The 13,699-nt window shown below is 74.5% G+C and carries 14 protein-coding genes; 3 read left to right on the top strand and 11 right to left on the bottom strand.

Features of this window, described 5'->3' with window-relative positions:
- Positions 1–252: tyrosine-type recombinase/integrase (locus VE546_RS02085; RefSeq protein WP_324917301.1), on the top strand; the 252-nt coding region annotated here is incomplete at its 5' end.
- A 1-nt stretch (position 253) separates the two neighbouring features.
- On the opposite strand, the gene VE546_RS02080 is transcribed toward VE546_RS02085, so the two are convergent.
- Entirely contained in the window at positions 254–1,642 is a 1,389-nt protein-coding gene (locus VE546_RS02080; protein ID WP_324917298.1) for a peptidase C39 family protein, read from the bottom strand.
- 220 nt (positions 1,643–1,862) lie between these two features.
- Between VE546_RS02080 and VE546_RS02075 the strand changes: the two genes are divergently transcribed.
- Together VE546_RS02075 and VE546_RS02070 are read left to right on the top strand one after the other, a co-directional pair.
- Complete coding sequence (locus tag VE546_RS02075; protein ID WP_414720377.1) at positions 1,863–2,486, top strand: uridine kinase family protein; 624 nt, start codon at positions 1,863–1,865, stop codon at positions 2,484–2,486.
- Between the two features lie 457 nt (positions 2,487–2,943).
- Positions 2,944–4,911, top strand: coding sequence for an AAA family ATPase (locus tag VE546_RS02070; RefSeq protein ID WP_324917304.1), 1,968 nt, complete (start codon positions 2,944–2,946; stop codon positions 4,909–4,911).
- A 52-nt stretch (positions 4,912–4,963) separates the two neighbouring features.
- On the opposite strand, the gene VE546_RS02065 is transcribed toward VE546_RS02070, so the two are convergent.
- The 10 genes from VE546_RS02065 to ribD form a co-directional block, all read right to left on the bottom strand.
- On the bottom strand, positions 4,964–6,199 hold the full coding sequence (locus tag VE546_RS02065; protein WP_324917295.1) for a hemolysin family protein: 1,236 nt from the start codon (positions 6,197–6,199) through the stop codon (positions 4,964–4,966).
- Complete coding sequence (locus VE546_RS02060; RefSeq protein WP_324917292.1) at positions 6,196–7,629, bottom strand: hemolysin family protein; 1,434 nt, start codon at positions 7,627–7,629, stop codon at positions 6,196–6,198. Before VE546_RS02060 ends, VE546_RS02065 begins: the two co-directional genes overlap by 4 nt.
- 256 nt (positions 7,630–7,885) lie before the next feature.
- Positions 7,886–8,347, bottom strand: a complete 462-nt coding sequence (locus VE546_RS02055) for a PH domain-containing protein (protein ID WP_324917289.1) — start codon at positions 8,345–8,347, stop codon at positions 7,886–7,888.
- Between the two features lie 72 nt (positions 8,348–8,419).
- A complete protein-coding gene (gene hisG, locus VE546_RS02050) occupies positions 8,420–9,268 on the bottom strand; it encodes an ATP phosphoribosyltransferase (RefSeq protein WP_324917286.1) in 849 nt (282 codons plus the stop codon).
- Positions 9,269–9,358: 90 nt separating this feature from the next.
- On the bottom strand, positions 9,359–9,631 hold the full coding sequence (locus VE546_RS02045; protein ID WP_324917283.1) for a phosphoribosyl-ATP diphosphatase: 273 nt from the start codon (positions 9,629–9,631) through the stop codon (positions 9,359–9,361).
- Between the two features lie 34 nt (positions 9,632–9,665).
- The gene (gene ribH, locus VE546_RS02040) at positions 9,666–10,151 is read right to left on the bottom strand and encodes a 6,7-dimethyl-8-ribityllumazine synthase (protein WP_324917280.1); all 486 of its coding nucleotides are present in this window, start codon (positions 10,149–10,151) and stop codon (positions 9,666–9,668) included.
- Between the two features lie 104 nt (positions 10,152–10,255).
- Positions 10,256–11,563, bottom strand: a complete 1,308-nt coding sequence (locus VE546_RS02035; RefSeq protein WP_324917277.1) for a bifunctional 3,4-dihydroxy-2-butanone-4-phosphate synthase/GTP cyclohydrolase II — start codon at positions 11,561–11,563, stop codon at positions 10,256–10,258.
- Complete coding sequence (locus VE546_RS02030; protein ID WP_324917275.1) at positions 11,560–12,249, bottom strand: nicotinamide mononucleotide transporter family protein; 690 nt, start codon at positions 12,247–12,249, stop codon at positions 11,560–11,562. Before VE546_RS02030 ends, VE546_RS02035 begins: the two co-directional genes overlap by 4 nt.
- Positions 12,246–12,899, bottom strand: coding sequence for a riboflavin synthase (locus VE546_RS02025; protein ID WP_324917271.1), 654 nt, complete (start codon positions 12,897–12,899; stop codon positions 12,246–12,248). Before VE546_RS02025 ends, VE546_RS02030 begins: the two co-directional genes overlap by 4 nt.
- Positions 12,900–13,699 (bottom strand): bifunctional diaminohydroxyphosphoribosylaminopyrimidine deaminase/5-amino-6-(5-phosphoribosylamino)uracil reductase RibD (gene ribD / locus VE546_RS02020; protein WP_324917268.1); only part of this gene is annotated, 800 nt, incomplete at its 5' end. It abuts the gene before it with no gap.

Raw genomic sequence — 13,699 nt, 5'->3', positions numbered from 1 at the left:
CCGTACCCCGATCTGTTCCGCAAATCGTGGGATCGCGCTATCAAGCGACTGAACATGCGGGAGTACAACCCGCATGATCTGCGGCACGCATGGGCCACCGTGACCCTGAGTAACGGTGTTCCCCTCCACGAGGTGTCCCGCTGGATGGGTCACCGATCCATCAGGGTCACGGTGGACCGCTATGGCCACCTCACCCAGGACGGCAGCGAGCGCTGCCGTCAGGTCGTCGGGGCCGCCTTCGCCTGGCGGTGACTCAGCGGATGCCGAGCCGGCGCAGAGCGCGGTGCTGACTTGGTGCTGGCTTGGCCGGGAAGAGGATGTAGCAGATGCCTCCCGTACCGCTCCTGACCCGGCCGTTCGCGTCGTAGCGCTTGGTGCGCAGCCAGATGTTCTCGAACTGCCGCCGCTTGTAGACGTGGCGGACCGCCTCGTTGCTGGGGCTCGCCGGGTCGTTGGCGATGACGTCGCCGTCCGCGGTGAAGCCGATGACGGTCATCAGGTGGCCCGAGGTGCCGTAGCCCGCGCCGTCGAGTTCGGACTCCAGGAAGGACTGGGACGTGATCAGGGGGATGCCCGCGCGGATCAGGTGCTCGGCGTCGGTGAGGGAGTCCAGGCGGGTCACGATGCCCTGCATGTCGGGGTACGTGGCGGCGTAGGCGGTGTTGAACGGCCAGTTGCCGCAGCCGGAGTACTGGTAGTCGTAGGTGAAGCGGGCGGCGTGGCAGACCTGGGGGTCGGCGTACTCGGGGTTGACCCAGGCCAGGTCCTCGGGTCCGGGCCTGCGCCCCCAGTACTCGATGATCATCTGTGTGGAGGTGGGGCTGCACCACGCCTCGCCGCCGTTGTCGTACTCGGGGTACTGGCCGATGTGGACGTTCTGCGAGTAGCGCGGGACGTCCAGTTCGATGCCCGCGCCCACGCCCGGTTCGGTGGCCGGGACCTCGAAGCGGTCGGGGACGTCGGAGGTCATGGCGCCCAGGCGCCAGACCACCGGGGTGGCGTCGGTGCCCGGGGTGCGGTGGAGGGTGACGCGCAGCCGGTAGGAGGCCAGGCGCGGGCCCGCGGAGGTGTCGTCGACGGCGAAGGTGTCGGTCCAGACGCTGGACTTGCCGTCGCCCTGGTCGTCCACGGAGGTGCGGCGGATGTCCTGGTCGCCCGCGGCCCAGATGCCCATGGTGTACCAGGGGGTGTCGGTGCCGTCGGTGTAGGTGCCGCGCATCTCGATCCGGATCCAGGTGCCGGACGGGGTGTGGGCGTTCCAGGAGGCGACGAGTTCGCTCGCGGGCACCGGTGGGCGGTGTGCCGGGGAGGTCCAGGTGGCGTACTCCCAGGGGGCCGTGCGGCCGGTGTGCGGGTCGGTGTGGTCGGTGGTGCCCGCGGGGGCGGCGAGCGCGATGCCGGGGCGCCGGCCGGCCAGCACGCGGGTGCCCTCCGCGGTGCCGGCCTGCCAGTCCTGGAGGGAGGTCCAGGCGTGGTAGTCCACGGTGGAGTCCCCCGCGCGGCGGGGGCGGCCGATCCGGGCGGTGTTCGGGGTCACGGTGAGCGGGGAGGCGGCGGCTGGGGAGGGGATCGCGGCGGTGGCGGCGGTGGCGACGGCGGCGGCGAGTACGGTGCGGCGCGTGGCCGGTCTGCTGTCGGTCATGACGGTGGCTGCCCCGGTCCTTCCGTGAGTCGGTGCGCGCCTGCGCCGTGCCCGGGAGCCGCGCCGGTTGCGGCGGCGGCACGTACGGTGCGGCGGACGCACGGTGGAGTGTCCACATCTTGCCGCCGACGGACCGTCCCGACCAGTACCGGAAGCCATCGGCCGCCCACCACTATTGGTCTCCACCAGTGGCGCGTCCGGGCGGCCGTAGGCTGGAGCGGTGGTCCGCAGCTCCTCCTCCGGTTCCGTCGTCCCCGGCGAGTCCCTCGATCCGGCCGCCTTCGCCCGGCGGCTGCGCGCCCTGCCGCCGTCGTGCGGGCCGGTACGGCTGGTGGCGGTCGACGGGCACGCCGGGTCCGGCAAGAGCACGCTGGCCGGGAGGCTGGCGGAGGCGCTGGGCGGGGCGCCGGTGCTCCACCTGGACGACGTGGCCAGCCACGACGCCCTCTTCGAGTGGACCGACCGCGTCCTGGAGCAGGTGATCGCCCCGTTCTCGCGCGGGGAGCCCGCCCGGTACCGGGTCTACGACTGGGTGCGCCGGGTGTTCGGCGGGGAGCGCATGTTGCCGCCCGCGCCCGTGGTGCTGGTGGAAGGGGTCGGCGCGGGCCGCCGCGCCCTGCGCCCCCACCTGGCCTGTCTGCTGTGGATGGACCTGCCGCCCGGGGAGTCCTGGGCGCGCGGGCGGCGGCGGGACGGGCCCGGGCTGGCGGACTTCTGGGACGGCTGGGAGCGCGCGGAGGAACGGCACTTCGCCGCCGATCCCTCCCGCCCGTACGCGCACTGGCTGGTGCGGCAGTGCCGGAACGGATACCGGATGCTCCCGGGGCGCCGGGGGCAGTCGTGAACGCCCCCGCGCGTACGCTCGGTGACGAGGGATCAGCGATGCGCGCCGCTCCCGCGCCGTGAACGCGCCCTGCTCCGGCCCGGCTTGACCGGCCCCCTGTCCAGGATCTACGTTCTCCCTGCACGGCCTGTCCAGGCCGTTCGCCGCACGAAGCCCCCGGTTGTTCCCCCGTGATCGGGGGCTTCGTCGTGTCCGCCCGTCCCGGCGCGTCCTCACCGAACGTCACCGTCCGGCCCCGCCGGCGCGTACGTCCTCCCCCCGCAGCCCCGCTGGCCTGCCCGGACGCCGTCTACGACCCGGGCCGCGGCGCGGGTACCATGCCAAATGCCGCGGACGACCGGGGACTTACCCCGGCATTCGCGGCAACTGCCGTCCGCAGCAGGGCCGTTGAGCACCGCCACCGCCGTCGGGCGACCACCCGGCGCATACCATCGGGGGATGTCTCGTGGGGGACGTGATGGACTACGGCACGCAGGACACCCATGGTCCGCACGCCCCTGCCGATCTCGCCTGGCTGCGGGGCGTGGACGCGTACACCGTGGGCAGCTACGTCCACGCCGAGGAGGAGTTCCGCACCGCCGTGCGGCTCGATCCGGGCATGGCCGACGCCTGGCTGGGGCTGCACGCCCTGCGCGTGGACACCACCACCGCCCTGCTGCGCATGTACGAGCACCGCGACCGCTTCGGTGAACAGCGCGCCCGTCACCGGCAGGCCCTGAACTCCTGGTACTGGCTGGGCTGGTGGGTGCAGCCGGTCCTGGAGACCGAGCGCGACCTGCTGCTGGCCCACGCCTCGCACTGGCTGGACGGCCGCCACGTCGCCGAGCTGGACCGGGCCCTGGCCGAGTGTCCGCCGGTGGAGACCGATCCGCAGGTGCGCTTCCTGCACGCCTGCCGCGCCTACCTCGCCAAGGACTGGGAGCTGCTGGTGCGGCACACCGATCCGCTGGTCGACGATCCGCTGCTGGGCGTGGAGGCGAGCCTGTTCGCGGGCATGGCCCGGGTGCGGCTGGAGATGTACGGGCAGGCCGAACCGCTGCTGGCCGCCGCCCTGATGCGCTGCCGCAGCGAGCAGCCGCAGCGCAAGGAACTGCGCTACTGGCTGGCCCGCGCCCGGGAGGGCACCGGACGCAGCGCCTCCGCGCTGCCGCTGTACCGGGCGGTGCACCGGGTGGACCCGGCGTTCATGGACACCTCCGCCCGGCTCACCGCCATCGCCGAGAGCGACGGGCTGGACGACGCGCCGGGCCTGGCCACGACCGTGACGCTCGCGGACGCCGGGGTGGAGGACCTCGACCCGCTCGGCGGCGGGGGGCTCGCCGTCGACGGCACGGACGGCGCCGATCCGGCCGCGGAGGACCTGCTGTCCGGCGGCGCGGCGGGCGGTACGGCAGGAGGTACGGCGGGGACGGCCGCGGGCGGGACGGCGGGCGGTGTGACCGGGCCCGTTCCGGCGGAGGACGACGGCGTGCGGCACCGGTCGGCGGGCTCCTCCGGGCGCCGGGACGCGGGGCAGTTCCCCACCGGCCCGGCCGATCCGGTGCTGCTGGCCCAGGCGATGGAGGAGCTGGAGCGCATGGTCGGCCTGGAGCCGGTCAAGCGGCAGGTGCGGGCGCTGTCGGCGCAGTTGCACATGGCCCGGCTCCGCGCCGAGCAGGGGCTGCCCGTCCAGCCGCCCAAGCGGCACTTCATCTTCTCCGGCCCCTCGGGGACGGGGAAGACGACGGTGGCGCGCATCCTCGGGCGGGTGTTCTACGCGCTCGGCCTGCTGGGCGGCGACCACCTGGTGGAGGCCCAGCGGGCCGATCTGGTGGGCGAGTTCCTGGGGCAGACGGCGGTCAAGGCGAACGAGCTGATCGACTCGGCGCTGGGCGGGGTGCTGTTCGTGGACGAGGCGTACAGCCTGTCCAACACCGGCTACGCCAAGGGCGACGCGTACGGCGACGAGGCGCTCCAGGTGCTGCTCAAGCGCGCCGAGGACAACCGGGACCGGCTGGTGGTGATCCTCGCGGGCTATCCGGAGGGCATGGACCGGCTGCTGGCCGCCAATCCCGGCCTGGGCTCCCGCTTCACCACCCGCGTGGACTTCCCCAGTTACCGCCCGCTGGAGCTGACCGCCATCGGCGAGGTGCTGGCCGCCGAGAACGGCGACGTGTGGGACGAGGAGGCGCTGGAGGAGCTGCGCAGCATCAGCGGCCACGTGGTGGACCAGGGCTGGATCGACGAGCTGGGCAACGGCCGCTTCCTGCGCACGCTGTACGAGAAGTCCTGCGCCTACCGTGACCTGCGGCTGTCCGGTTACCCGGGCACGCCCTCCCGGGAGGACCTGGCGACGCTGCGGCTGCCGGACCTGATGCAGGCGTACGGGGAGGTGCTGTCCGGCCGCGGTCCCGAGGGGCCGCGGCACGAGCCCCCGCCGCCCTGACGGACCTGGGGTGTCCCGCCGCGGCGGGACACCCCGGGCGCCCTGGGGCGTGTCACGGGGCGGCGGTGACGGACGTACGGCCGGACGCGGCTCCCTCCGGGCCGGCGGGGTCTGCGGGGTCGGCGGGACCTGAGTGTCCCGCGGGCACGGGGTCAACGGCCGCGGGGCCCGTGGGCACGGCGTCCGCGGGCGCGCGGTGCGCCGGGTCGCGGACCTCCCCGACCAGCATCTCCAGCACGTCCTCCAGGGCGACCAGGCCGAGCACCCGTCCCGCCTCGTCGACCACCTCCGCCAGGTGGGTCGCGGCGGCGCGCAGGGCGGTGAGGGCGTCGTCCAGCGGGAGGTCGGCGCGCAGGGTCGCCATCGGCCGCCACAGGTGCTGGGGCACCGCGCGGTCGCGGTCCTCCAGTTCCAGCACGTCCTTGACGTGCAGGTAGCCCATGAAGCCCCCCTGCCCCGGCGGGACCGGCCGCTCCGGGTGCTGCGGCCGGGACGGGCCGCTCCCCTGCGCCGGCAGGGTGCCCGGGCCGCGGACCGGGAAGCGGGAGTAGCCGGTGCGGACCGTCAGCTCCTCCACCTCCCGCGGGGTGACGGCCGGGCCGACGGTCACCAGGTCCGCCGGGTCCAGCAGGACGTCGGTCACCGGGCGGGAGCCCAGTTCCAGCGCGTCGGCCAGGCGCTCGTGCGCCTCGCGGTCCAGCAGCCCGGCCCGGCGGGAGTCCTTCACCAGGCGGGTGAGCTGCTCGCTGGTGAAGACGGCCTCGATCTCGTCCTTGGGCTCGACCCTGAACAGCCGCAGCACCAGGGCCGAGCAGGCGCCCAGCACGACGGTGACCGGACGGCACAGCCGGGCGAAGGCGACCAGGGCCGGGCTGAGCAGCAGCGCGGTCCGCTCGGGCGCGGCCATCGCCAGGTTCTTCGGGACCATCTCGCCGACCACCAGGTGCAGCACCACCACCGCGGCCAGCGCGATGGCGTAGCCGAGGGGGTGCACCAGCGCCTCGGGCATCCGGACGGCGTGGAAGAGCGGTTCCAGCAGGCGCGCCACGGTCGGTTCGGCGACCGCGCCGAGGGTGAGCGAGCAGACGGTGATGCCGAACTGCGCGGCGGCCATCATCCGCGGCAGGTGCTCCAGGCCGTACAGGACCTTGCGGGCGCGGGCCGATCCGGCGGCGGCCAGCGGCTCGATCTGGCTGCGGCGCACGGAGACCAGCGCGAACTCGGCGCCGACGAAGAAGCCGTTGCCGAGCACCAGCACGGCGGCGAGCAGCAGGTGGAGGAGGCTCACCGGCCCACCGCCGCTCCGGCTCCGGCGGGCTCGGTCCCGGGCGTGCCCGCCGTGCCGCCCGCCGTGCCGTCCGTTCCGCCACCTGTCGTGCCGCCTGTCGCGCCGTCCGCCGTGCGGAGGATGCGGACGCGTTCGGCCCGGTGGTGGCTGACCAGCCGCACCCGCAGCCGCCAGCCCGGCGCGCCGGGCAGCACCGCCTCGTCGCCGGGGGCGGGGATGCGGCCCAGGGCGTCGGCCACCAGCCCGGCCACCGTCTCGTACGGGCCGTCCGGGGCGTTCAGGCCGATGCGCCGCAGGGCGTCCAGGCGGCAGCTCCCGGCGGCCTCCCAGACGGGGCCGCCCCCGCCGTCACCGGCGCCCTCGCCGGTGACGGGGGCGAGTTCGGGCAGGGCGTCGTCGTCGTGCTCGTCGCGGACCTCGCCGACCAGTTCCTCGACGATGTCCTCCAGGGTCACCACCCCGGCCGTCCCGCCGTACTCGTCGACCACGACGGCCATCGGCTGCTCACTGCGCAGCCGCTCCAGCAGCGGCCGCACCGGCAGCGTCGCCGGGACCAGCAGGGGCGGCACCGCGATCTCCTCCACGGTGGTGCGCAGCCGTCTGTCCTCCTCGACGGCGAGGGCGTCCTTGAGGTGGACCACGCCGGTGATCTCGTCCAGCCGCTCGCGGTGGACGGGGAAGCGGGACAGGCCGGTGGCGCGGGTGAGGTTGAGGACGTCCTCGGCGGTCGCCGAGGAGTGCAGGGCGATGACCCGCACGCGCGGGGTCATCACGTTCTCGGCGGTCAGCCCGTCCAGCGACAGGATGCGCACGAACAGGTCCGCGGTGTCCTCCTCCAGGGCCCCGGCGCGGGCGGAGTGCCGGGCCAGGGAGACCAGTTCGCGCGGGGTGCGGGCGGAGGCCAGCTCCTCGGCGGGCTCCACGCCCAGCAGCCGCACCAGGTGGTTGGCGACGGCGTTGAGCGAGGCGATGACCGGCCGGAAGAAGCGGGAGAACAGGTACTGGGGGCCGGCCACGAAGCGGGCGACGGCCAGCGGCCGGGACACCGCCCAGTTCTTGGGGACCTGTTCGCCGACGACCATCTGGACGGCGGAGGCGGCCAGCACCCCGGCCGCCACGGCCACCGAGGGCACGGCCCCGGCGGGCACCCCGGCCGCGGTGAGCGGGGCGGCGAGCAGCCGGGCGAGCGCGGGCTCGGCCAGCATGCCGACGACCAGCGAGGTCAGCGTGATGCCGAGTTGGGTGCCCGAGAGCTGGAAGGACAGCTCGCGCAGGGCTCTGACGACGGCGGCGGCGCGGCGGTCGCCTCCGGCGGCGGCCCGCTCGGCGTCCGGCCGGTCCACGGTGACCAGGCCGAACTCGGCGGCGACGAAGAAGCCGTTGGCGAGGATCAGCGCGAACGCCGCGACGAGCAGCAGGGTCGGGATCATGCCGCCTCCCCGGCGGGGAGGGCGGCGCGGGTACTACAGGACGGTCCGTCCATTGCCGAAGGGAGTCACTCCTCGGTTCGCAGGTGCCCGCACGGAAGGGGAAAGCGAGCGGGGGCGGCGGCGCCGCCCGAACCAGGGTAGTGAAGATCCGCACCGATGGAGCGCACCGGGAGCGCACCGATCAGGCGGTGGCGGAGCGGGAGGAGGCCGGAGGAAGCGGAACAGGAGGGAGGAAGGCGGACGGATCCGGCGGATCTCAGTCGTCCGCCTTCCCCGTGCCGTGCCGGTCGACCAGCGCGCGCAGCGTCCGGGCGTCCCTGACGGCCTGCTGTTTGGCGAGGCCGGGCTGGATGCCCATGGCGGGCAGGCTGGTGCCGTCGGAGAGGTCGAGGAGGACCCATGGGTCGCCGGGGCGGAGGTTCACCCTGACGATCTCCGCCCACTCCAGGTGACGTCTGGTGGTGAGGTTGACGACCGTGACCCCGCCGGCGTCCGCGACCACCTTCGGGCGGCTGAGGAGGGTGAGGACGGCCAGGCACAGCAGGCCGGTGAGGACGAACCCGGCCCGCTCTCCCGGCCCGGCCCAGTCGATCAGCAGCGCGATCACGGTGAGGGTGACGAGGATCGCGACGCCGACCGTCAGCAGGATGATCCGGGTCCGGGTGGGCCGGAAGGTCACCGGCAGGTCGGGGCCGGGTTCGGGTTCGGGGGCGGGCACGGGTGTCGCTCTCCGGTCGGGGTGCTCGGGGGTGTCCGGGATGCCGTCACGGCCGCGGCGCGGGCGCGGCGCTCACAGCCGGCAGGCGTGGATGCCGGTGGTGAGGATGGCTCGGGCGCCCAGCTCGTACAGGTCGTCCATGATCCGCTGGGCGTCCTTGGCGGGGACCATGGAGCGCACCGCGACCCAGCCCTCGTGGTGCAGCGGCGAGATGGTGGGCGACTCCAGGCCGGGGGTGAGCGCCACGGCCTGGTCGACCTGCTCGACGCGGATGTCGTAGTCCATCATCACGTAGCGCCGGGCCACCAGGACGCCCTGCATCCGGCGGAGGAACTGCTGCACCTTGGGCTCGTCGGCGGGGGCCCCGGTGCGCCGGATGACGACGGCCTCGGACTCCAGGATCGGCTCGCCGATGACCTCCAGCCCGGCGTTGCGCAGGGTGGTGCCGGTCTCGACGACGTCGGCGATGATCTCGGCGACGCCGAGCTGGATGGCCGTCTCCACGGCGCCGTCGAGGCGGACGACGGAGGCGTCCACCCCGTTCTCGGCCAGGTGCTTGGCGACCAGGCCGGGGAAGGACGTGGCGATGGTCATGCCGCCGAAGTCGCTCACGTCGCGGGCGGTGCCGGGGCGGGTGGCGTAGCGGAAGGTGGAGGCGGCGAAGCCGAGCTGGAGGATCTCCTCGGCGGCGGCGCCGGAGTCCAGCAGCAGGTCGCGGCCGGTGATGCCGATGTCGAGCTTTCCGGAGCCGACGTAGACGGCGATGTCGCGGGGCCGGAGGAAGAAGAACTCCACCCCGTTCTCGTTGTCCACCAGGACCAGCTCGCGGCGGTCCTTGCGCTGCCGGTAGCCCGCCTCATGGAGCATCGCCACCGCAGGCTCGGACAGAGAACCCTTGTTGGGGACGGCGATGCGCAGCATGGGGCGGTCTTCCTTCGTGTCGTCGGGATCGGTGCGCGATTGTCGGGGCCGGTGCGGAGCGGCCGGCGGGGAGGGCGCTCGGGGACGCGCTCACAGATGAGCGTATACGTCCTCCAGGGCGATGCCCCGCGCGACCATCATCACCTGAAGGTGGTACAGCAGTTGGGAGATCTCCTCCGCGGTGCGGTCGGGCCCCTCGTACTCGGCGGCCATCCACACCTCGGCGGCCTCCTCGACGACCTTCTTGCCGATGGTGTGGACGCCGGAGGCCACCAGCTCGGCGGTGCGGGAGGTGGCGGGGTCGCCGGTGGCGGCCTTCTGCTGGAGCTCGGTGAACAGCTCCTCGAATGTCTTGTTCGCCATGGTGCTCCCTACCCTACGCCGGTGCGCGGGCCGCTCAGCGCCAGGGCTCGGAGACCGTGCGCAAGGTGGCGGCCGTCGCCACCGCGGCGGTCGCCGCCTCGTGGCCCTTGTCCTCGGCGGAGCCCTCCAGTCCGGCCCGGTCCAGGGCCTGCTCCTCGGTGTCGCAGGTCAGCACGCCGAAGCCGACGGGTACGCCGGTGTCGACCGAGACCTGGGTGAGCCCCTGGGTGACGCCCTGGCAGACGTAGTCGAAGTGCGGGGTGCCGCCGCGGATGACGACGCCGAGCGCGACGATCGCGTCGTAGCCGCGGCCGGCGAGGACCTTGGCGACGACGGGCAGTTCGAAGCTGCCGGGGACGCGCAGCACGGTGGGCTCGTCGATGCCCAGCTCGCCCAGGGCCCGCAGCGCCCCGTCCAGCAGGCCGTCCATGACCTTCTGGTGCCACTGCGCGGCGATCACGGCCACGCGCAGGTCGCCGCAGTTCTTGACGGTCAGTTCGGGGGCGCCCTTGCCGCTCACGTTGCTCCTCGTTCCGGGTGGGTGGTGGGTGGTCGGGGTCGTTCGGGGGTGGTGCGGTGGTGGGGTGGGTGGTGCGGTGGGGCCGCCGGGCGGGCGCGGGGCGCTCACTGGCTGCGGCAGGCGGAGATCCGGTCGCCGTCCAGCCAGGGCAGGTCGTGTCCCATCCGGTCCCGCTTGGTGCGCAGGTAGCGCAGGTTGTGCTCGCCCGCCTCGACGGGCATCGGCTCGCGGCCGGTGACGCGCAGTCCGTACCGGGTGAGGGCGGCGGTCTTGTCGGGGTTGTTGGTCATCAGCCGCAGGGAGCGCACGCCGAGGTCGGCGAGCATCCGGGCGGCCGCGGCGTAGTCGCGGGCGTCGGCGGGCAGGCCCAGTTCCAGATTGGCGTCGAGGGTGTCGCGGCCCATCTCCTGGAGCTGGTAGGCGCGCAGCTTGGACAGCAGTCCGATGCCGCGCCCCTCGTGGCCGCGCAGGTAGACCACCACGCCGCGGCCCTCGGCGGCCACGCGGCGCAGGGAGTCCTCCAGTTGCGGGCCGCAGTCGCAGCGCAGCGAGCCGAAGACGTCGCCGGTCAGGCACTCGGAGTGCACCCGGACCAGGACGTCCTCGCCCCCGTCGACGTCCCCGGCGACGAGGGCGACGTGCTCCACGCCGTCGAGGGTGGAGCGGTAGCCGTAGGCGCGGAAGTCACCGTGGGCGGTGGGCAGGTGGGTGACGGCCTCGCGGCGGACGGTGGGCTCGTGGGAGCGGCGGTAGGCGATCAGGTCCTCGATGGAGATGATCGACAGGCCGTGCTTGCGGGCGAAGGGCACCAGTTCCGGCAGGCGCAGCATGGTGCCGTCCTCGGCCGCGATCTCCACGATGACGGCGGCGGGGGTCAGGCCGGCCAGCCGGGCGAGGTCGACCCCGGCCTCGGTGTGCCCGGGGCGCTCCAGCACGCCGCCGGGGCGGGCGCGCAGCGGGAAGACGTGGCCGGGGCGCACGAAGTCGCCGGGGCCGGCGGCTGGGTCGGCCAGCAGCCGGATGGTGGCGGCCCGGTCGGCGGCGGAGATGCCGGTGGTCACCCCGTGCGCGGCGGAGGCGTCCACGGAGACGGTGAAGGCCGTGCCCATCGACTCGGTGTTGCGCTGGACCATCTGCGGCAGCTCCAGCCGGTCGAGCGCGGCGGCCTCCATGGGGACGCAGATCAGGCCGCGGCACTCGGTCATCATGAAGGCGACGGTCTCGGGGGTGACCAGCTCGGCGGCGGCGATCAGGTCGCCCTCGTTCTCGCGGTCCTCGTCGTCGACGACCACCACCGGGCGCCCCGCGGCGATGTCGGCGAGGGCGCGCTCGACGGGGTCCAGGGCCAGGCCGCCGGTGGTGTCGGGGGCGTCGGCGGTGCGGTACGGGTACAGGCCGTGCAGCGTGGTCATGCCGCGGCTCCTTCCAGGGCGCGATCGCCCACGTCCCCGGCGCGGGAGCGCAGCCACCAGTCGCGCAGGCCCCACAGGACGAGGACGAAGTAGATGACGTAGACCAGGCCGGAGAAGGCGAGGCCGCTGCTGAAGGCGAGCGGGACGCCGACGAGGTCCACCAGCAGCCAGGCGAACCAGAACTCCACCAGCCCGCGGGCCTGGGCGACCATCGCGGCCAGGGTGCCGACGAAGATGTAGGCGTCGGGCCACGGGTTCCAGGACAGCTCGGGGACGAGGGTGAACAGGCCGCCGACGGCGAGCGTGCCCGCGGCCGTGCCGGCCAGCAGCCAGGCGCGTTCGCGCCCGGTGGCGAACCGTACGGCGATCCTGCTGTCGGCCTCGCCGTCGGCGCCGGGCGCCGTGCCGCCGTGCCGCCGCCACTGGCGCCAGCCCCACACGGCGACGCCGATGACCAGGAGCTGCTTGCCGACGCCGCCGCCGAGCTGGGCGGAGGCGTAGGCGGCGACCAGGATGAGGCCGGCCAGCAACTGGGCGGGCCAGGTCCACGTGGAGCGGCGCCAGCCGAGGGCGAGGGCGAGCAGCCCCATGGTGTTGCCGACCATGTCGGACCACTTCACGTGCTGGCCGAACGCCTCGAAGGCGGTGCCGTTGAGGGTGCCGTCGATCCACTCCAGGGCGCTCACCGGACCACCCCGGCGATCTCGGCGGGCGCTGCGGTTCCGGCGGGCGCGGCGGCCTCGGCACGGCCGTGGCCGAGCAGCCGCTCGACGTACTTGGCCAGGACGTCGACCTCCAGGTTGACCGGGTCCCCGGCCTTCTTCACGCCCAGGGTGGTGAGGGCGAGGGTGGTGGGGATGAGGCTGACGGTGAAGTCCTCCTCGCCCGCCTCGACGACGGTCAGGCTGACGCCGTCCACGGCGATCGAGCCCTTCTCGACGACGTACCGCGCCAGACGGGCCGGCATCGCGATCCTGACGACCTCCCAGTTCTCGCCCGGGACGCGCTCGGTGATGGTGCCGGTGCCGTCCACGTGGCCCTGGACGAGGTGGCCGCCCAGTCGGCCGCCGAGGGCCATGGGGCGCTCCAGGTTGACGCGGTCGCCGGGGGCGAGCGCGCCGAGTCCGGTGCGGTTCAGCGTCTCGGCCATGACGTCGGCGGTGAACTCGCCGTCCGCGGTGTCCACGACGGTCAGGCAGACGCCGTTGACGGCGATCGAGTCGCCGTGCTTGGCGCCCTCGGTGACGACGGGGCCGCGCAGTCGGAAGCGGGCGGCGTCGGCCGACTTCTCGACGGCGACGACCTCGCCCAGTTCTTCGACGATTCCGGTGAACACTCACGACTCCTCGGGGTCGGGGACGGCGGGGGCGAAAGCGGCGTCGACGCGCAGGTCCGGCCCGAGCCGCTCGGTGCCGGTCACCGTCAGGCGCAACGCGTCGGCGATGGTGGTGATTCCGGCGTCGGCGAGGACCGCGGGGCCGGCGCCGAGCAGGGCGGGGGCGAGGTAGGCGGTGACCCGGTCCACCGCGCGGGCGGCGACGAAGGCCCCGGCCAGGGTGGGGCCGCCCTCCAGCAGCACGGATCTGACGCCGCGCTCGTACAGGGCGGTGAGCAGGGCGGTGACGTCCAGGCCCCGGCCGCCGGCGGCGCGCGGCAGCCGCAGGACCTCGGCGTGCCCGTCGAGGTGGGCGGTGGCGCCGTCGGGCAGGTCGTCGGCGACGGCGACCAGGGTGGGGGCGGCGCCGTCCAGGATCCGGGCGCCGGGCTTGACGGCGGTGGCCCCGGTGTCGGCGACGACGCGCAGCGGCTGGACGGCCCCGGGGACGCCGCGGGCGGCGAGGTGGGGGTCGTCGGTGCGGGCGGTGCCGGAGCCGACGAGCACGGCGTCGGCCTCGGCGCGCAGCCGGTGGACGTCCGCGCGGGCCTCGGCGGAGGTGATCCAGCGGCTGGTGCCGTCGGCCGCGGCGATCCGGCCGTCCAGGGTGGCGGCGTACTTCCACCGCACGTGCGGGCGGCCGAGCCGTACCGAGGTCAGCCAGGCGGCGTTGACCTCGGCGGCCTCCTCCGCCAGCAGCCCGCCCTCGACGTCGATCCCGGCGGCGGCGAGGGTGGCCGCGCCGCCGCGGGCGGCGGGGG

This window comes from Streptomyces sp., from assembly GCF_035644915.1.
Taxonomy (GTDB): domain Bacteria; phylum Actinomycetota; class Actinomycetes; order Streptomycetales; family Streptomycetaceae; genus Streptomyces.
The sequence above is the reverse complement of the archived record's forward strand: the minus strand, read 5'-3'. Positions and strand labels throughout refer to the sequence as shown.

Coding starts and splice junctions, on each gene's coding strand:
- VE546_RS02080 (WP_324917298.1), bottom strand. CDS start 1,642: ATGACCGACAGCAGACCGGCCACGCGCCGCACCGTACTCGCCGCCGCC.
- VE546_RS02070 (WP_324917304.1), top strand. CDS start 2,944: ATGGACTACGGCACGCAGGACACCCATGGTCCGCACGCCCCTGCCGAT.
- VE546_RS02060 (WP_324917292.1), bottom strand. CDS start 7,629: ATGATCCCGACCCTGCTGCTCGTCGCGGCGTTCGCGCTGATCCTCGCC.
- hisG (WP_324917286.1), bottom strand. CDS start 9,268: ATGCTGCGCATCGCCGTCCCCAACAAGGGTTCTCTGTCCGAGCCTGCG.
- VE546_RS02045 (WP_324917283.1), bottom strand. CDS start 9,631: ATGGCGAACAAGACATTCGAGGAGCTGTTCACCGAGCTCCAGCAGAAG.
- VE546_RS02035 (WP_324917277.1), bottom strand. CDS start 11,563: ATGACCACGCTGCACGGCCTGTACCCGTACCGCACCGCCGACGCCCCC.